Source organism: Nostoc sp. (assembly GCF_036917155.1).
Lineage (GTDB): Bacteria > Cyanobacteriota > Cyanobacteriia > Cyanobacteriales > Nostocaceae > Nostoc.
In genome coordinates, this window is sequence record NZ_JBALDZ010000161.1 from 1 (window position 1) to 18902 (window position 18902).

The 18902-nt window shown below is 42.6% G+C and carries 15 protein-coding genes; 6 read left to right on the forward strand and 9 right to left on the reverse strand.

Annotated elements, in window-relative coordinates:
* Positions 1-136 precede the first annotated feature (136 nt).
* Positions 137-673 carry a peroxiredoxin family protein gene (locus V7K67_RS21365; RefSeq protein ID WP_334731996.1) on the reverse strand — a complete coding sequence of 179 codons (537 nt, stop codon included), beginning with the start codon at positions 671-673 and terminating at the stop codon, positions 137-139.
* Between the two features lie 252 nt (positions 674-925).
* A complete protein-coding gene (locus V7K67_RS21370) occupies positions 926-1537 on the reverse strand; it encodes a peroxiredoxin (RefSeq protein ID WP_179072718.1) in 612 nt (203 codons plus the stop codon).
* Positions 1538-1668: 131 nt separating this feature from the next.
* Here V7K67_RS21370 and V7K67_RS21375 point away from each other — a divergent pair, with 131 nt between their 5' ends.
* The gene (locus V7K67_RS21375) at positions 1669-4074 is read left to right on the forward strand and encodes an amylo-alpha-1,6-glucosidase (RefSeq protein WP_335168304.1); all 2406 of its coding nucleotides are present in this window, start codon (positions 1669-1671) and stop codon (positions 4072-4074) included.
* A gap of 25 nt (positions 4075-4099) precedes the next feature.
* Here the strand turns inward: V7K67_RS21375 and V7K67_RS21380 are convergent, their stop codons facing one another.
* Entirely contained in the window at positions 4100-4519 is a 420-nt protein-coding gene (locus V7K67_RS21380; protein ID WP_334731998.1) for a DUF2358 domain-containing protein, read from the reverse strand.
* An 11-nt stretch (positions 4520-4530) separates the two neighbouring features.
* A complete protein-coding gene (locus tag V7K67_RS21385) occupies positions 4531-5676 on the reverse strand; it encodes a glycoside hydrolase family 10 protein (protein ID WP_335168306.1) in 1146 nt (381 codons plus the stop codon).
* A 218-nt stretch (positions 5677-5894) separates the two neighbouring features.
* Here V7K67_RS21385 and V7K67_RS21390 point away from each other — a divergent pair, with 218 nt between their 5' ends.
* From V7K67_RS21390 to V7K67_RS21405, 4 genes are all read left to right on the forward strand, one after another.
* A complete protein-coding gene (locus tag V7K67_RS21390; protein WP_334732000.1) occupies positions 5895-6758 on the forward strand; it encodes an alpha/beta fold hydrolase in 864 nt (287 codons plus the stop codon).
* Positions 6759-7048: 290 nt separating this feature from the next.
* Entirely contained in the window at positions 7049-7513 is a 465-nt protein-coding gene (locus V7K67_RS21395; protein WP_334732001.1) for a pentapeptide repeat-containing protein, read from the forward strand.
* Positions 7514-7831: 318 nt separating this feature from the next.
* On the forward strand, positions 7832-8077 hold the full coding sequence (locus V7K67_RS21400) for an MFS transporter (RefSeq protein ID WP_335168308.1): 246 nt from the start codon (positions 7832-7834) through the stop codon (positions 8075-8077).
* Between the two features lie 57 nt (positions 8078-8134).
* The gene (locus V7K67_RS21405) at positions 8135-9319 is read left to right on the forward strand and encodes an anion transporter (protein WP_335168311.1); all 1185 of its coding nucleotides are present in this window, start codon (positions 8135-8137) and stop codon (positions 9317-9319) included.
* Between the two features lie 84 nt (positions 9320-9403).
* Here V7K67_RS21405 and V7K67_RS21410 read toward each other — a convergent pair whose 3' ends face one another.
* The 3 genes from V7K67_RS21410 to V7K67_RS21420 form a co-directional block, all read right to left on the reverse strand.
* Positions 9404-10807 (reverse strand): RNA polymerase factor sigma-54, encoded by a 1404-nt coding sequence (locus V7K67_RS21410; protein WP_335168313.1) that lies wholly within the window; start codon positions 10805-10807, stop codon positions 9404-9406.
* A 66-nt stretch (positions 10808-10873) separates the two neighbouring features.
* A complete protein-coding gene (locus V7K67_RS21415; protein WP_334732005.1) occupies positions 10874-12199 on the reverse strand; it encodes a sigma-54-dependent transcriptional regulator in 1326 nt (441 codons plus the stop codon).
* Entirely contained in the window at positions 12192-13652 is a 1461-nt protein-coding gene (locus tag V7K67_RS21420; protein WP_335168315.1) for a sensor histidine kinase, read from the reverse strand. Before V7K67_RS21420 ends, V7K67_RS21415 begins: the two co-directional genes overlap by 8 nt.
* A 148-nt stretch (positions 13653-13800) precedes the next feature.
* Here V7K67_RS21420 and V7K67_RS21425 point away from each other — a divergent pair, with 148 nt between their 5' ends.
* Positions 13801-14763 carry a hypothetical protein gene (locus V7K67_RS21425; RefSeq protein WP_335168317.1) on the forward strand — a complete coding sequence of 321 codons (963 nt, stop codon included), beginning with the start codon at positions 13801-13803 and terminating at the stop codon, positions 14761-14763.
* Between the two features lie 475 nt (positions 14764-15238).
* Here V7K67_RS21425 and metK read toward each other — a convergent pair whose 3' ends face one another.
* Positions 15239-16513 (reverse strand): methionine adenosyltransferase, encoded by a 1275-nt coding sequence (metK, locus tag V7K67_RS21430; protein ID WP_334732008.1) that lies wholly within the window; start codon positions 16511-16513, stop codon positions 15239-15241.
* 434 nt (positions 16514-16947) lie between these two features.
* Positions 16948-17952, reverse strand: coding sequence for a phosphoribulokinase (locus tag V7K67_RS21435; protein ID WP_334711242.1), 1005 nt, complete (start codon positions 17950-17952; stop codon positions 16948-16950).
* Positions 17953-18902 lie beyond the last annotated feature (950 nt).

Genomic DNA, 18902 nt, shown 5'->3' on the forward strand with positions numbered 1-18902 from the left:
TCTTGCTCTAAACGGTTAGTCTGGTCAGGTGAAGTCTCCTACAAGCCCCTAGCTTCAGCTATGGGGTTGGTACTCAACTAGAGAACCCTGACAGTTTCATAAGTAAGGCGGACAATGCCAATTTTATACCTTATACTCAATTGAATTGTTCTAACAATATCTCAACGCTAGCATTATGATCCAGAAAAGAAAATAAATGCCAGTAGCGGAGTTTTCCTTCTTTATCTAATACAAACTGTGCTGGCAAAGGCGCTCCCAGTGCCTGTCCTACTTGATAGGTACGAAATACTCTACAACTAGGATCACTCAATAATGGCATTTGTAAGCCTAAATCTCTCACAACTATTTGACTCTGCCGTTCATCGGTACTAGTAATCATTAAAACTTCTATACCAAGTTTTTTAAATTGTTCATAGTTTTCATTTAACTCTTTGATGTGAGGAAAACAAAAAGGACAATATTGCTTTTCAGTAAAGATGCGAGTAAAGGCAATTAACACAGGTTGTTTGCCTTTATAATCAGACAATTTTACTAATCTTCCGTTGGTAATATCTGGTAATTGAAATTCTGGTGTTCCCACTCCCAATCTGAGTTTATTGCTAGCTGGAACTGGTAAAAAATTACGGAAGAAACGCTCATTTAATAAGCCACGAAAATCAGTTGAAGTAAGCATAATAAAATTTTAGATTTTGGATTTTGGATTGTTAAAGAGGGATTTGATACGCTTTTGAGCGCTTCATCGGTAAGAATCAATGTCAAAAATGTATTATTTTTTCACATTGATATTGTTTAAATACCATTTAATGAAAAAACCATAGATATATACGGAGGTTGACATTGTTGAATGTATATCTCTGTTTATCTATGGTTTTCATTGATTTTGCTCTCAACTCCAACAGTATGGATTAGAGTTTGCTAGCGAAATTTAGACAGCAGAGAAGTAGACTTTAGACTTCACTGGGTCAGGATTCATTGTCTTGTCACCAGGTTGCCAACCAGCTGGGCAAACTTCGTCGGGGTGAGACTGAACATGCTGAATTGCTTGTAATGTCCGCAAGGTTTCATCAACGCTACGACCAAAAGCTAGATTGTTAATGGTAGCGTGCTGTATGATACCATCTTTATCGATGATGAACAGACCACGCAATGCAATGCCTGCTGCTGGGTCAAGAACGTTGTAAGCGGCGCTAATTTCTTTCTTGATGTCGGAGACTAGAGGATAATTCAAGTCGCCAACACCACCAGACTTACGATCTGTTTGAATCCAAGCGAGGTGGGAGAATTCACTATCAACGGAAGCCCCAAGGACTTCAGTATTGATTTTCTTGAATTCTTCGTAGCGATCGCTAAATGCTGTGATTTCAGTAGGACAAACAAAGGTAAAGTCTAGTGGGTAGAAAAACAGGACGACATACTTACCGCGATAATCGGAAAGTTTGATTGTCTTAAATTCCTGATCTACCACAGCGGTTGCTGTGAAATCGGGAGCTTGTTGACCAACGCGGAGGCTTCCTTCGGTTCCGTAAGTAAGGGACATTAACCTAATTCTCCTTTATCGGTTTAGTAGCGTTGGAATTCGGGTCAAGTAAAACTCACCCATCTACGCTCTCACAGTTTAATTACGATCTGTTACGACTATATCATACTCATAACGATTTTGAGTAGCAAATGCCTGATTTAGATACAAGAGAATGGTTGCTTACCAATGGCTTAGGAAGTTTTGCCAGTGGTACTGTTTCTGGCGTCCGCACGCGTACTTATCATGGTTGGCTGTTTGCCGCGACAAACCCGCCTTCTGGGAGGACTCTGCTGTTTTCGCACCTAGAAGCTAGTTTGGAAGTATTAGGGAGCGTTGTGTCACTAGGGACAAATTTCTGGGGTAAAAATCAGATTGAGCGGACAGGCTACGAACTGCTACGCAATTTTGATATTAACCCAGTTCCAAAATGGACTTGGGGTCAAGATAACTGGCAGTTAACCAGAGAATTGGTGATGCCTTATGGGTTGGTGGGGGCTGGGGACTGGGGACTGGGGATTGGGGGCTGGGGATTGGGGACTGGGGACTGGGGACTGGGGGCAAGGGGACAAGGGAACAAGGGGACAAGCAATGCCCCATGCCCCATGCCCAATGACGCCAGTTGCTTCAAGTCGGCAAAGCTGCCCAACGCACTGGCTCCCCAATGCCCAATTCCCAATTCCCCTGCCCAATTTTGCCATCGAATTTTAATTCAGTATCGCTACGAGGGAAGTCATACAGCGATTTTACGGTTGCGACTGTTGATAGCAGAACGTGACTTTCACCACCAGCAGACATATAGTCAAGAATTAAAGTTCTCACAATTACTAGGGCAACAGCAAGTCTGTCTACAAGCAATCAATTCTGGACATTTCGGTATACCTTGGCACTTGCGCTGGACACAGGGAAATTATCAACCAGATGCCGTTTGGTATTGGGATTATGGATTGTCTGAGGAGACGAAACGGGGATTAGGCGATAAGGAAGACCTCTACAGTCCTGGTTACTTGATAGTCACACTGCAACCAGGAGATACAGTAACTCTAGAAGCACGAGTAGGTTTTCCCGACTCGGTGTCAGGTATTCTCACCCCCGAAACCTTTGTAGAAGCCGTGGAGGCAGAGCAAGAAAGGCTCTCAAAGATTTTTGGATGGAGTGGGGGAGGTAGAGGGGCAGGGGAGCAGGGGAGCAGGGGAGCAGAGGAGCAGGGGAGCAGAGGGGCAGGGGAGCAGGGGAGCAGGGGAGCAGGGGAGCAGGGGAGCAGGGGAGCAGGGGAGCAGAGGGGCAGGGGAGCAGGGGAGCAGGGGAGCAGAGGGGCAGGGGAGCAGGGGAATAATTACGAATGTCCAATACCCAATGCCCCATGCCCAATGCCCCATGCCCAATCCCCAATCTGGCAACAATTACTCAAAGCAAGCGATCAATTTATCGTCTATCGAGCCTCAATTGCAGGCCCTACGGTGATTGCTGGTTATCACTGGTTTAATGACTGGGGACGCGACACATTAATCGCCTTACCGGGGTTGGCACTAGTTCCACAACGCTTTGATCTGGCAAAAGGAGTATTGCGAACTTTTGGGCATTATTGTCGCCACGGTTTGATTCCTAATGCATTTCCTGATGTCAATGGTGAACCCATTTATAACAGTATTGATGCAGCCTTGTGGTGGATTGAAACTTTAGGACTTTATTTAGAAGCAACTCAAGACTGGGATTTTTTGGCAGAGCAATTCCCCGTAGTACAGCAAATCTACAAAGCATTTGTCGGTGGTACACATTTCAATATCCAGGTCGATGCTACTGATGGGCTAGTTAGTTGGGATACTCGTGGTGTAGCCCTCACTTGGATGGATGTGGTAATTACGTCATATCCCGTCACTCCCCGTCACGGAAAGCCAGTGGAAATCAATGCCTTGTGGTATTCTGCTTTATGTTGGCTGAGTCAGTGGGCAGAGCGCTTGAGCCAACTTGAGTATGGCTCGCCAGTGCGTCTCACTAAGCAATCACAGCGTTATGCTCAACAAGCACAACTTGTAAAAACCTCGCTGCAAAAGTTTTGGAATCCTCAGCTAGGTTATCTATACGATACTATTGAGCCGGACGATCGCCGGAATTTTCAAATTCGTCCCAATGCCGTTTTGGCGCTGTCGCTGCACCATTGCGGGTTTGCTGAACAGCAAGGGTGTCAGATATTAGATTTGGCAACTACCAGCTTGCTCACTCCCTATGGTCTTCGTAGTCTCGATCCAGGAGATCCTGAATATAAAGGGAAATATGAGGGCAACCAAGAGCAACGCGATCGCGCTTATCATCAAGGTACTGTTTGGACTTGGCTAATTGGGCCATATATTCGGGCTTGGCAACGTTTTTATCCGCAACAATCGCTGCCTTTTGATTGGCAACCCCTGCTAGATCACTTCCGATTTGACGCTTGTATTGGTTCTATTTCTGAGATTTTTGATGGTGATTCACCTCACACACCCAGAGGAGCGATCGCTCAAGCTTGGTCGGTTGCCGAAGTAATTCGCCACTACAGGGGATTGGGTAATGAGGGCTAGAGATTGGTAAAAATTTGGTATCTAATTAGCTACTTTGCCAAAACTGCCGTAAAATCTCACCAGGTTTGCGATCCCAGGTGTCGATATGCTCGTATATAAAATTATCTTGATTGAGTTTATATGTTGAATAGCCATTAAAAAGCAAACCTGCTTTCCAGGGAACGCGTAACACTCCGCGCACTGTCCACTTTGCTAAAATCGTATCTTCGCCTGACTGATAAACCTCATGTACATCAAAGTAAATTTGGGTAAAAAATAGCCGAGCGTGAAATCGCAAAGTCCAAAATATAATGCGATAGTTAAATTTATATTTGAATGTATTCACCGGGTCTTTAAAATAGATATCCTGTGTATAAATGTAATATGAGATATCTTTTTCAAAGAGTGTTGGTAAATCTTTTCTTAGAGTTTTAATGACCCGTTCCACCGATAATTGAGATCCCACGCGTATTTTCCTTAAAAAATCTTTTTTAACAACCTTTGCCAAATTGAAGATGTACTTTTATCACTTACGCTACCCACACTTAAATCTGAGAGAGTTGGAAATGATGCAGACTTAGCATAAGGCCCATTTCGCAGAACTTTAGCTAGACTATTATTATTTTCGCTCAAACCCTCGTAAAAAAAGAATACCTCTCCTTGAATACCAAGTTGACGATTGTACTCAATTGCCTGCACCAGATATTCTGGACTAATACAGTAAGAGCCAAGCTTCATCAGTATTCCTGGTGCTAACTTGGGCAGAGTTACATCTGTGAACTGCTGGTTTACCAGTTTATCAGCGATCGCCTGATAACTCCTAAAGTCACGGCGATAAATCTGCGGCTGAATCAGATCAACTATTCCCCGCTTCAGCCATGTAGGCGAGTCTTGCAGATATTCCTGGAATGCCCAATCATAAATATTAGGTGCGATCGCTACTAGCAAATTAGGATTCACCGCTTTCACTTCCCTGTAGAGACGCGCCAAGAAGTCAGTCAGAATATCTACACGCCACCGTAACCATTGCCTATCCTTGGGGTTCTGTGGCGGATTGCGATCGAATTCCTGGCGATAACGGCTGACAGTTCCCTCATCATACCCACCTTCAGAGGGTAATGCCGGGAAGCGATCGTCACCTTGAACACCATCCACATCATAATTATTTACAACTTCCAGTACCAAGTTCAAAAAGAATTCCTGCACCTCTGGATTGAGTGCATTCAACCACTCAAAGCCGTTTTTCTTCAGTAAATTGCCGTTATAATCACGCGCCGCCCATTCCGGTTTTTTCTGTAAAAGTACACCGCCATTCAAATTGTAGGAACTGGCAAAGCCGTATTCAAACCAAGGAATGACTTTCAACCCAACTCGCTGCGCTTCAACTACCACTTCTTCTAAGGGGTCGCGACCTACAGATAGAGGGTCAATTTCAACTCCAAAAGTCTGCCGCATTGTTTGACTAGGATACAAAGTTACTGCCTTGTTCCAAACAACGGGAAACACCACATTAAATCCCGTCTCGGCCAGAAAATCCATCGCCTCAGCAATTCCTTGCTTTGACCTGAGAACTTTACTATCGGTAGTAGCCAGCCAAATACCACGCGTTTCTATTATGCTCATTTTATTTGTATCTCAAATGAATGAAGAAACTACTAAATAACTTTCATCAAGGGCATTTTGTTAATCCAGGTTGATATATTCTAGTATTTGTATGAAACTCTGTTGATTTATTATCAATATCTATCTAAAGGTGAATTGCAATTTTCAACCTATCTTTTAACAGATGTTTTGAAGAAAAATATTACACATAATAACTATCATCAACAAAAACACAACACATGTCTGTAATAGAACGAACTTGGAAACACGATTATATAACTACAAATGGGGTGAACCTACACTACGTTACCCAAGGTGAAGGCCCCTTAATGTTGATGTTGCATGGTTTTCCTGAATTTTGGTACTCTTGGCGGCATCAAATACCCGAATTTGCTCAAGATTTTAAAGTCGTCGCCATTGACTTGCGTGGCTACAACAATAGTGATAAGCCAAATGAGCAATCAGCTTATGTAATGGATGAATTTATCAAAGATGTTGAGGGAGTAATTAAAGCATTAGGATACCAAAAATGTGTTTTAGCTGGACATGATTGGGGCGGTGCGATCGCTTGGGCTTTTGCTTATGCTCATCCCGAAATGGTAGAGCGATTAATTATCCTTAACCTGCCTCATCCTGCCAAATTTGCCCAAGGCTTCCGCACTCTCCAACAGTTGCAGCGTAGTTACTACATCTTCCTCTTTCAACTACCCTGGATACCAGAAATATTCTTACAATCTTCAGACTATCAAGCAATTGAAACAATTTTTAAAGGTACAGCAGTTAACAAGAGTGCTTTCACCAAATCGGATATTGACGCCTATAAAGATGCTGCTGCCAAACGCGGTGCCCTCACAGCAATGTTGAACTATTACCGCAATATTTTTCAGCAGAGAATGCTAAATCCAAATTGGGACGTTCTAGAAGTGCCAACACTGATGATTTGGGGAGAAAATGACACTGCACTCGGTAAAGAACTAACCTACAACACCGCCGCTTATGTCAGGGATTTTCAAATCAAGTACATTCCTAATTGTGGCCATTGGGTGCAGCAAGAACAGCCTGAATTGGTTAATCAGTATATGCGAGAATTTCTGAGGAATTAAGCTCAACCATAAATTGATAAAGTATAAATACTTATCAAACCAGCTATGGCGAGTAAATCCAGTTTTTCAAAAGATTTAATACTGGCTTTTTTTGAGGAATTATCTGGTAAAAATCGCCATAAATCAGAATTAATAGAATTTGTTACATTACTTTATATTCCTCTTTCAGATCACAACTAACCTGTCAGGAGATAGATTGTCACAAGATAGATTGACCTTACGAAGTTTAGTGAGATAATAGAGTTGTGAGGGACAGAACGGACGCAACTTGATTATTAAGGGGGAAAATTATGAAACTCCAGCTATTAGCGGCCATGGTCTTAGCAACTCCCCTATTTTTCGCTAGCTCGGTTAGAGCCGAGAATCCACAGGATTTACAAAAGCTGCTTTCAACCGGGGAATGTGTTAAGTGCGATCTATCAGGAGCTAACCTCAATGGCGCTCATTTAATTGGTGCTGACTTGAGAGGCTCGAAGCTCCAAGGAGCCAACCTTGTAGGAGCTAACCTCGAAGGTGCTGACTTAACTGGTGCAAACTTGGCAGGTGCTAACCTAACATCTGCTTATGTAACCAATGTGAATTTGAAGCAAGTCAATCTCAACGGAGTAAATTTTACTCGCGCTACGATTCACGATTCTAACGTGTATCAAGCATCAATGAACGATCTCAACCTTACCGATGCAGAAGTATTTAACACTGGAATCGGTATTGGTGGAGAAGATTCCAGCGGCCCCATCATTCCTGATTGGAAATAGCCTCAATAAGTTGGCAGGTTAAAATCAACACAACATCGGTTTTGGCGGGTTTTAAATTAAATAAACTAGTTTTTTGCCAGAATTATCCTTAAAACCTGCCTCTACAAAAATATTAAGATAAATGAAACCCCTCTGCCTTGTAATCACTTTACTATGACAAAAGCAGAGGGGGTTTCTTTTTGCGATCGCACTGATATCCACACAAAAAAGTGCAATCAAAATCTAAAAATCTTTACCTGGACTTGATATGATTTGGCACGATTTTTGCATAAGAGTATTGTGACCTCTCCATAGCTCACAAAATATCACTAAAGACTTATGCAAAAACAGCGAAGACTGAGTAAGGAGAGTTTGCGATCGCTTGATTACTTGAATGTGTTTCTCGCAGATGTGCGCGATGGTGTTGGGCCATATTTGAGTATTTACCTGAAAGCTTCAGCAAATTGGAACCCAGCCCAGATTGGATTGGCGATGTCAGCTTCGGCAATTGCCACAGTTATTGCTCAAACACCAGCGGGTGCATTGGTTGACAGGCTACGTCAGAAACTGACCAATGACCTATGACCAATGACCAATGACCAATGACCAATGACTACTTAATCAAAAGCATCTAGCGAAATCATGATTTTTTTCAGATACATCATCATTGGGCTGACTTATATCGGTTTGGGTTTAGGATATATCCCTGGTTTGCGGATGAACCGAGCCAGTATTGCTTTAGTTGGTGCATCTTTGCTGATGGCATTCGGGGTATTAGACCTCAAAGAAGCATGGCAAGCCATAGACTATAAAACGCTGATTTTCCTGTTTGGCATGATGGTCATCAGCACAAACTTAGCTTACGCTGGTTTTTTTCAACTAACCCTTGATACAGTTACACATTTTACTCGCAGCCCTTTGGGTTTGCTAATTGTTTTAACTTTTGGCAGTGGAATTCTCTCCGCTTTTTTTCTGAATGATACTATCGCTTTAATTTTGACTCCTTTGGTTCTCGGTTTAACCCAAACTTTGAGCCTCAATCCTATTCCTTACTTACTGGCCTTGGCGGGAGCAACTAATCTGGGTTCAGTGGCTACCTTAAGTGGTAATCCGCAAAATATTTTGATTGGTTCCTTCTCTGGTATCAGCTATCTCGATTTTGCGAAAGCATTGACTCCCATCGCATTAGTAAGTTTATTGATCCAAATTGGGTTATTGTGGTGGCTTTATCCTGATGTTCGTTCTACTAAGTCTTGTCCGAGTGTAACCCTCGTGCGTTACCGGATATTTAAACCGTTGCTTACTAAAAGCCTATTGATCACCGGAGGACTATTAATTGCATTTTTAATTGGGATACCTCCAGCCCAAGCAACACTTGTAGCTGCTGCTTTACTGTTTATTACTAGGCGAATCAAACCGCAACGAGTTTTAAATAAAGTAGATTGGGATTTACTGGTGATGTTTTCTGGACTGTTTATTGTTACCGCTGGAGTAGAAAAATTAGGAATATTGAATTTATTTAGCGGTTTAGTTTATACTCCTCTGAACATATTAGGAATCACTGCTCTCCTTTCAAATTTAGTTTCTAATGTTCCAGCAGTATTGTTACTACAACATTTAATTCCCCATCCAGATACAAAAACCTGGTTACTATTAGCAGCAGGATCTACCTTAGCAGGTAATCTAACTTTGTTAGGTTCAGTTGCTAATTTAATTGTTGCTGAGGCTGTTGCAAAACTTGGTTATCAATTGTCATTCTGGGAACATCTGCGTTTTGGTCTACCGTTAACTGTACTAACTCTCATTCTGGCTTATTTTTGGATTTAGTCATTAGTCAACAATCAAACTTAAAATTTCAGGCTCAAAGGCTCAACGTTTAGGTTCAAAGGCTCAACGTTCAGGCTTAAAGGCTCAATTTTGATATTTCAAGAAACTTCCTTGCTTCCTGCTCTTGCTTCCCATCTTTTTATCAGTCAACTTGCGCTGATGTGATGACTTTATCTCAGCAATTTTACGGTATTTTGTGACTGTTCTGCGAGTGATTGGGAGACAAAATCGGATTTTCAAAAGCTGGGCTAATTGCTCATCAGTATAAGGATTGGCGGGTGATTCTTCTACAATTAACTGTAATAGCATCTGTTGGATTTGTTGAGGAGTACGTCCGCCTATTCCTACAGGAACACATAGTGAATGCAACGGAATTATCCGACTGTTTTGGTTACAAACTAATATATACCGTCCCCGCACAATCCGGCTGACTGTAGAGTTACTAAGTCCCACCGATTGAGCTACTAGTTGCTGAGGGGTAGACACTAAGTCTAATTTATCCCGACTATGCAAAAAAGCTTGCTGGCGCTCAACTAAAAATTTACCAACTTTGAGCAGATTTTCTTGCCACTGTTGCAAAGCTGTGAGTAAATTTCTAGCTTTTTGTAATAATGCTTCTAGTTGTTGGGTATCTCGCCTTGCTTTCGGTGATTCCTGCAAAAGCTTAATGGCTTCGGAATTCAGACAAAAACGTTGTTTGACTTCATAGGCTAAAGAAATTTGCCAACTTCCAGCTATTAACTCAACTTTTAAATCAGGGGTGACGATGGGAGCATCCCTACCACCGAAGTTTCTGGCGGGACGGGGTTCTAATTCTTGAATCTCATGAATAGCATCGGTGATTTTATCGATGTCAATATCAATATTTTGGTGATTTTGATTCAGTTTTTGCAATAGTACTTGACAATTGTGCTTTGACTCTGAAGTATTACCAATACAATTTGCTATGTCTTCTAAATAATTTTTAACTAGTAGAAAAGCTAGACTTTCAGGCTGGTCTTTGAGTTGTACTAACAGACATTCTTGTAGGGAGCGCGTACCAATTCCAGGTGGATCTAAACTTTGGAGGAGAGGCACAATAGCCTCTAATTCTTTTGCACTCCAGATACTACCATCTGCCCAAACTTCTGGCGTTTCTTCTAAGTAACCGGAGTTTGATAACCACTGAGTTAGATAGGTGAATGCTTCACGTTGTCTTGATGGGATTGATAAAGCTGATATTTGTCCAAGAAGATGCTCGCTTAAACTTAATTCCTGGGCGATGGGACTATACCAATTAGGTAGAATATCGTCTAAAAGTGCTTCGCTGTTCTGGAAATCAGAATTTTCTATTATAAATGGATTGTGTTTAGATTCTTCTCGAAGATGGTCGAATACTCGTTTACCATCCCACGGCAAAAAGCGAACTAAATACTGTAGGGTTGGGTAAATAACAGTTTGAGTTTCTAGGTGTGTTTCTAGTGTAGATGCGGAGTTTAAGGAATTCATGATACGAACCGCAGAGGCGCAGAGGACACAGAGAGTAGGAAAAATGCTTAACTCAAGGGTATTGTGCTATAAATTCCATTGTTGCTTTTTTTGCTCAAAGCTTTCGGCGGAAATTCCTAATGCTTTGTGGGGTTCTTGGGGATAAAGTGCTAAAGCATGGCGGATAAAGTTTATTTCTAACTGAGCGATCGCTTGTTCTAAGTTCAAATTCATCTGATATTCTTGATTAAAAATGAGATGCTCTGAAAGAATGGTTCTTCCTCCAGAAAAAACTGCTGCTCTCTCTAAAGTATTTTGTAGTTCTCGCACATTTCCTGGCCAAGCGTAATCTCTGAGTTTTTCTAGGGCGGTTGAGGTGATTGCTAAATTTTTAATCCCATTTCTTAGGGCAATAGAACTTAGAAAATGTTGGGTAAGTTGTTCTAAATCTTCGGGGCGATCGCACAAAGGTGGTAGTTCAATTCGTACTACATTAAAGCGATAGTAAAGGTCTTCTCGAAACTGATTGAGGCGTACCAATTGTTCTAAATTCCGATTGGTGGCAGCTAAAATGCGGACATCTACAGTTTTGGTTTGATTACTACCCAAGCGCTCGAAGGATTTATCCTGTAATACTCGCAACAATTTTCCTTGAATAATCTGGCTCAATTCTCCGACTTCATCCAGAAAAATTGTGCCGCCATTGGCTTGTTCAAAGCGACCAATTCGCAAGTGATTAGCTCCAGTGAAGGCTCCTTTTTCGTGACCAAATAATTCTGCTTCTAACAAATGTTCTGGAAGGGCTGCACAGTTAACTTTTACCAAAGGGCCGCGACTGCGAGGACTAGCATTATGTAGTGTGGAAGCGACTAACTCTTTGCCTGTACCTGATTCGCCAACAATCAAAACTGTGGTGTTTCCTTGGGCAAGTCTACCAATAAGTTTAAAAACTTCTGCCATTTTAGGCGATCGCCCCAACAGTTCTTCTGGCTGTCCGAGATTTTGGGTATTTGCTTCACCAATTTGCTCGGCTGATGCTTGGGAATGAGCTAAAGCTTTTTGCGCCAAGTTGACTAAATCTTCTAAATCGAAGGGTTTAGTCAAGTAATCATAGGCTCCCAACTGCATAGCTTCAATGGCTGTACGACTTGTTCCATAAGCTGTCATCACAATGACTGGCAGTTCAAATAGAATCTTACTACCTAAAGCTTTTAAAACAGCATTACCCTGAGTTTTAGGCATTTTCAAATCCAGAAACACCAAGTCAGGACGAGATGTGATATCTTGTTGAATTATCTTCAGTCCTTGCTCTCCGTCTCCTGCCTCTACAACGTCGTGACCTTCATCTTTTAAAATTTGCGCCATCGCTTGACGCAAAGCTTTTTCATCATCAATAATCAAAATTTTAGCCATCGTTGTGATTCTTCGGTAAATAAACGCTAAAAACGGTGCAACCTGGTTGAGATTTCAAATCAATATGCCCTCCGTGTCGCGTGACAATCTCGTGGCTAATCGCTAAACCTAAACCTGTTCCTTGGGGTTTTGTGGAATAAAAAGGATCGAAAATGCGATCGCATTCTTCTAGTGCTAAACCTGCGCCAGTGTCTTTTACCCAAGTCACTAAGTAGTCTTGCTCTTGGCTTACACCAATCTCAACTTCGCTTTCTGATGGACTTGCTTGGATGGCATTTAAGATTAAGTTAACCATTACCTGTCCTAACTCGCGACGGCGTAGTGGTACTTGGGGCAAAGGTTCAGCAGCAGAGCGATAAAAAAGTGTTACTCCCTGTTCTTCGGCTTTGAGACGCAACAGAGAAACTGACTCAAAAGCGATCGCTTCTAAGGAAGAAATTACCATTTCTTCTTGCTGATTTTGGTCAAAATACAATAGCCGTCGCACCAGCATCTCTAAACGGTCTACTTGCTCTAGTAAACTAGCGATCGGTAAAGTTGTAATTCCCTGTTTTTTTAATTGTCGTTCTGTATATTGCAAGTTGAGACGCATACTAGCTAAGGGATTGCGGACTTCGTGAGCTACCCCCGCCACCAGTTGTCCCAGAGAAGCCAAGCGCTCAACTCGGTGCAAGCGCTGCTCTAACTCTTGGCGGTGGTATTGCATACTATTTATTGCAGTTCCCAACAGTCCCATTTCTGCGGGTAGGGGAGGAATGAGTGAAGCTTTATCCTCTTCCATTGCTTTAATACTTTGCTGGAGTCGCTGCACTCCCCACTGAAGTTGTAAGGCAATATAAAAAGTCCAAACTCCTACGACTAAAATTCCTAAAACCACGAAAACACTTAAAACTTTTTGATTGCTATCTTCTAGATGAGGCATACGTTTCATCGTCCACACTGCACCCCACAGAGGTAGAGGATCAGCCCGCAGTACCAAGATATCAAGACCAGGGTGCAGTACTAATTCCTGGGGTAAACCTTGGCTTGTGGCTCTCCGAGTCAATTGCAAAATTGTGTCTCGTTCAACGGGAGGAATATCTTTTTTGGGGATAGGACCACCGTGGGTAGGATAGGCATAGCCTAAAAGCTGGTCTTGTTGCAGCAGGTAAAATCCCCCTTCCACCCTTGGGAAAGCAGTTAGGGCATCGTTTGAGAGTTCCGCCAACGGTTTGCTTGACTGCTCACTTGGCTTTGGTATTTGCCCAAGATTTGATTCCCAAAACAACTTAATTAGTCTGGTGTTGGCAAAGGCTAGTTCTCTCTGATTTCTGGCAACAACAGCACCTTCCAGACTTTGAAATAGTTGTACTACTAACCACAAAGCAGCTCCACTTAAACCTAAAAAAAGGATGCTGAGGATTGTTAGCTGTCGCCGCAGTGTCCAACGTTGAGGTAACACAATAGGTTGCATGGAATAAGGGTTAGAACTTCTAGAAGTGCAAAAACTATGCCAAATTCCAGTCGCTTATTTTTCATCCTGCCTTACTAACTAGCGAGTGTCTTGTATCTATGGCACGAGTTTTGCACTCTTACAGTTCAGGGTAATTGAATTAAAGCAGATGAATAACTCCAAAGTTCGCATTCCGAAAGAAATTGCTCCCGATGTTTTTGCCTTGGCGGCTCAGTTGTATGCCCAAGAAAATCAGGATTATTCTTTAGAAGAAATCATGCAAGCTGGTGCAGAAGTACAAATTCCTCCAGAGGTGATTCAACAAGCTATACAGCAGATTCAAGCCAAGCAAATTCGAGAGCGCGATCGCCAAGGCAGGTTAAAGTTAATTTTAACTAGTGGCGGCATCGGAGCCGCGATCGCACTTTTCGGTTTTTGGACATACAATACTTTCGCTAGTAATGCTACACCAAGCGGGCGATCGCTAGAAGCTAATCTCCCAAGTGCCAATTTAGCCAATGCTAATCCTCTAGATATTCCTCCAGCACCCCCACCAGGATTACCCCCCGCAGTCGGAACCACTTTCACCGGAGAGGTAAAACAGTATCTTCTCAACCCTGAAGGTAAGGTGGATGGGCTATTACTCAATAACGGGCTACAGGTGAAATTTCCTCCCCAGATGGCAGACAGTTTAGTGGGGATGATTATCCCAAACACGAAAGTGAGCATTTTTGGCGATGCTGGCTTTTCAACTCGCTTCGGACAGGAAGTGAGAGCCAAAAGCATCACCAATTCTCAAACTAGACAGACTTTAGTCGAACAACCTCCCACAACCGCGCCTCAACCCCCCACCTTGAACAACTACAGTACCTTATCTACGGAGGGAACTGCTCAGAATTGGTTGGTGGGACATCGAGGAGAAATTAACGGAGTCATTATCTCTAATGGCACAATTGTCAAATTCCCGCCCCATGTAGGCGAACAGCTAGCCAGTATGGCAAACATCGGAAACACAATTCAAGCCAAAGGATTTGGTACTCGCAATCGTTACGGCCAGATTTTAGAAGCCACGGTGTTGTCAGTTAATGGGCAATCTGTATCTTTGCAACCAAAAGCCATCACCGGCCCGTAATACCATTGACAAAAATCTTTGCAACAGATGAATCTGCTGTCGGGGTGCCTAGCCAATACGGTTCGGTTAGGGTTTTTTGATGAAAATTCTAGATCACAAAGACGCGATAAATCGCCGTCAAGACGAAGAACTGATTATTGTAGAGACGGCGATTTATCGCGTCTCTTGCCTTAACCGAACCGTATTGGGTGTCTAGCTTGACAAAATAGTAGTTTTACTAAACGGGTTTCCGGTTTAAGTATTGCCGAAAGGATGGATGATTTTAAGGTACGTCGATGAACTAAGAAACGAGCGTGTCTTCTCCCTTGGCGTTAGCCTCTCCCTTTGGGAGAAGGGGAGACGCCAAGGGCGAACAGACCTGAGAGTGTCAATTTTCGATATTCACTCGGCGAACAAAAAATGAGGGCATCGGTAACTTGTTAAGTTACCAATACCCTCACGTAGATAAACTAAGTTTTTGCAGTAGCGTATAAGTCTAAGTTACTGCCTGAGCAACTACTGCCGAAAGTGACTCCTTTACTGCTTGCTTCAACAACTCGGCTTTATCGGTCTGTTCCCAAGGCAAGTCTAAATCAGCCCGCCCAAAATGACCGTAAGCCGCGACGTCCTGATAAAAACGTCCGCCTCGTTCACTTGGTAAGTTGCGTAAGTTGAAAGTATGGATAATCCCCGCTGGACGGAGTTCAAAGTGCTTATTGATTAATTCCAGTAAGGTTTCTTCATCCACTTTGCCAGTACCAAAGGTATCCACTAGGATACTTGTTGGTCGTGCTACGCCAATCGCATAGGATAGCTGGATTTCAACTTTGTCTGCCAATCCGGCAGCGACAATATTTTTTGCCACATAGCGAGCCGCATAAGCAGCAGAACGGTCTACCTTCGTGGGGTCTTTGCCAGAAAAAGCACCGCCACCATGCCGTGAATAACCACCGTAGGTATCAACGATTATTTTCCGTCCTGTCAGACCAGAATCTCCCTGAGGGCCACCAACGACAAATTTGCCAGTGGGGTTGACTAAAAAACGTGTCTGATCGTTAGGCTTAATGTCAATATCGCCAAAAACAGGTTCGACCACTGCTGACCAGAGGTCTTGTTTAATTTTGGCTTGTACCGCTGCCTCATCTGTGATTTCCCCAATAGTGGCTGCATGTTGGGTAGAAATCAGAATAGTATCAATACCTACTGGGCGTCCATCTTCGTAAGCTACAGTTACTTGGGTTTTGCCGTCAGGACGCAGGTATGGCAATTCCCCCGTTTTGCGGACTGCTGCCAATCGGCGGGCAATGCGGTGCGCGAGACTGATGGGCAATGGTGTCAGTTCGGGTGTTTCGTTGCTAGCAAAACCGAACATTATACCTTGATCGCCCGCACCAATTTTGTCGAATTGTTCATCACTATCTTGCTCGCGGGTTTCTTGGGCGGTGTTAACGCCTTGAGCAATATCAGGTGATTGTTCGTCTAAAGCTACCAGAACACTGGTGCTGTTGGCAGAAAAGCCATTATCGGCATTGGTATAGCCAATTTCGGCAATTTTTTTGCGGGCGAGATTGACGAAATTCACATTGGCTTTGGTGGTTATTTCACCAGTGATTAGCACCAAACCAGTGTTAACTACTACTTCAGCAGCAACACGGCTACTGGGGTCTTGTGTCAATAGAGCATCCAGGATGGTATCAGAAATCTGATCGCAAATTTTATCTGGATGACCTTCGGTGACTGACTCGGAGGTAAATAAATATCGACGAGACAAAGGAAATTCCTCCATCGAGAGTTTTTCGTTGACTAAATGTGAGTATTTAGTTCAACTACTAATTTATGAAATCATAACAATATTTATACTTCAGTCGTTAGTATCTTTTCGATATTGATAAAAACCACTAACCATAAGGTAAATATCCGTAAATAATATAAATATATGGTGATTCTTTTTCAATAAAAATGTATTTAATAACACAAAAAAAGGGGACACCCGGAAGCATTGGTGTCAACTTCAGCCCCGGCGAATGGAATTCGCGGCTACACTGGCATTGTCCGCCTCCGCGGACTAAAGTCAAATTAAGGGTTTGAAACCCACGGAGGTGGGTTTTGTTTGTGTAGACGCGGTTTCTAACCGCCCGTTTCGCGTTAAGTTGACACCAATAACCCGGAAGCGTCCCCACAAGCTTTGACACAAACACTGCTGCTTTAAACCTGAACCGCTAACTTTGCTTCCGTAGCTGTCAAACGCTCATAGGCAGCACGCATCTTCAAACCTGTAAGCACTTGGAAGAAACCAGTACCATTATTGGAACCTGGATACTCGCGGTGCTGGAGTAACAAGTGAGTCAATTCACCCTGATATTTGGTGGATGTATTGCTGAGATGGGTTTCGATGTAAATTACTTCTTCCAAGTTGTCAAATTGACCATCCACCTCTAGTACTGAGACATAGCGGCCGTAGTAAACATCTGAACCGTAGTACAACTGCATACCAGGGTAAGAACAGGTCAGTTTGCGTCCACAAGGAGTCCAATTAATTGTTGACCCTTCATCAAATAGATAGGTTGGATCAAAGCCTTCCTTACCTTCACGCTGGAGCATGCGTACCCTTAAGACTCTACGCTCGGTGTCGTTTTTGATCAAGTTTGTGGGTAATACTTGGAGAACTACATCGGCAAATTCTCTTTGTGGCTCGATAAACTTTTCAAAGTCAGGTTTGCGGGAATTGATTTGCGCTAAAACATCTTCGTAGCGATGACCGCGTTCAGCCATATCTCGCTGGATTTTCCAGGCAATTTTGACTTCATCACTAATGTCAAAATAAACACTGAAGTCGATTAGCGATCGCACCCGCTCATCATATAAAGGATGCAGTCCTTCAACAACTATAATGTGATTCGGCTCTACCCGCTCTGGCGGGTCAATCAAGCCGGTTTCGTGGTTGTAAATCGGCTTATCAATACCTTGGCCACTTTTGAGCGCTTTAATTTGCTCATACATCAAGTCAAAATTGTTCGCCCTGGGGTCTAGTGCCGTTATCCCTGTTTCTTTGCGCTGTTTACGATCCAGGGAGTGATAATCATCCAAACAGATGACTGTCATTAAATCTTCACCAAACAAATCTATCAAACGACGCAAAAACGTAGATTTACCGCATCCAGAGTCTCCGGCTACTCCAATTAGTACCACGCGTTCCGGCTTACTTGTCATAAATCTCCTCTAAAATACTAAAGTTGTGTCAATAATTTTTCACACAGCAGATTCCGAAGCCAGGAGTTTACCTCTTTTGGTTTATCCTGCGTTCTTGCTACCTAGCACATCTATAAGACACCAAACGCGTAGACAACAAAGTAATAAGTTGCTACTCGCCGGACTAGCCTGAATGTTGGTGCCGGTAAGTATTTAATCCTAGTGGTATATTTGATTTTAACAGAAGGGGGTATCCCATACAAGATTTGCCCTCAAGAAGAATTAGCGTAGTTCATCAATGATTTTGTTGATTTAGTTGTTAATTTAAAAATGGGGATCGCTATCGCCATAAGTGTTGCAGCGCTGTCATTCTGCTACTTGTGACTCTATATAATCAAGTATATAAGGTATAATTTACTCTGACAGCGAGTTTTTTAATTTTCCTAAATTGTAATTCCTGTTCGACAATGCTTGAGCTATTCAAAGCCAAAATCTATCCAACGAATGAGTCAACAACTTGCATTAGTCAAATTATTGCCTGTAAATTTATGGATATGCTCAAATAGGAAGTGTCGGTGTTATGGCAAAGTACTGATAGAGGTTGACAGATTTTTCACATCAAGTGAAACTAATTACAGTTGCTTAAATTCTGGTTATGTCTGTAGTAAGATTTGTCCTATCCATGTAGTTATCCATAGAAGGGTTATGAATTATCGCTAAATAATATTTTGGTAGAGTAGTAAATTTAGAGAAGTAAAATCAATCGGGAGAAAACCTTCCGAGATTTGGATTTTTCGATTTAAACTCTTGAAATAGGCAAGTACAACGGCAACTTTTGGAGGTAAGTAAACAGAGCGGTAGCTTTTACTAATTAAAGCATCTCTCCAGCAATATCCACTATTGTAAGTTACTCGTTGAGTAGTAAGATAAAAAGCTATCTCCCTAAGGGGGGTGGTAGTTAACGAAAAAAA

Excerpts from the sequence above, each read along its gene's own strand:
- V7K67_RS21435 (WP_334711242.1), bottom strand. The coding sequence starts at position 17,952 with ATGACAAGTAAGCCGGAACGCGTGGTACTAATTGGAGTAGCCGGAGAC.
- V7K67_RS21385 (WP_335168306.1), bottom strand. The coding sequence starts at position 5,676 with ATGAGCATAATAGAAACGCGTGGTATTTGGCTGGCTACTACCGATAGT.
- V7K67_RS21420 (WP_335168315.1), bottom strand. The coding sequence starts at position 13,652 with ATGCAACCTATTGTGTTACCTCAACGTTGGACACTGCGGCGACAGCTA.
- V7K67_RS21405 (WP_335168311.1), top strand. The coding sequence starts at position 8,135 with ATGATTTTTTTCAGATACATCATCATTGGGCTGACTTATATCGGTTTG.
- V7K67_RS21390 (WP_334732000.1), top strand. The coding sequence starts at position 5,895 with ATGTCTGTAATAGAACGAACTTGGAAACACGATTATATAACTACAAAT.
- V7K67_RS21415 (WP_334732005.1), bottom strand. The coding sequence starts at position 12,199 with ATGGCTAAAATTTTGATTATTGATGATGAAAAAGCTTTGCGTCAAGCG.
- V7K67_RS21365 (WP_334731996.1), bottom strand. The coding sequence starts at position 673 with ATGCTTACTTCAACTGATTTTCGTGGCTTATTAAATGAGCGTTTCTTC.
- V7K67_RS21375 (WP_335168304.1), top strand. The coding sequence starts at position 1,669 with ATGCCTGATTTAGATACAAGAGAATGGTTGCTTACCAATGGCTTAGGA.
- V7K67_RS21395 (WP_334732001.1), top strand. The coding sequence starts at position 7,049 with ATGAAACTCCAGCTATTAGCGGCCATGGTCTTAGCAACTCCCCTATTT.
- V7K67_RS21400 (WP_335168308.1), top strand. The coding sequence starts at position 7,832 with ATGCAAAAACAGCGAAGACTGAGTAAGGAGAGTTTGCGATCGCTTGAT.
- V7K67_RS21425 (WP_335168317.1), top strand. The coding sequence starts at position 13,801 with ATGAATAACTCCAAAGTTCGCATTCCGAAAGAAATTGCTCCCGATGTT.
- V7K67_RS21410 (WP_335168313.1), bottom strand. The coding sequence starts at position 10,807 with ATGAATTCCTTAAACTCCGCATCTACACTAGAAACACACCTAGAAACT.
- V7K67_RS21370 (WP_179072718.1), bottom strand. The coding sequence starts at position 1,537 with ATGTCCCTTACTTACGGAACCGAAGGAAGCCTCCGCGTTGGTCAACAA.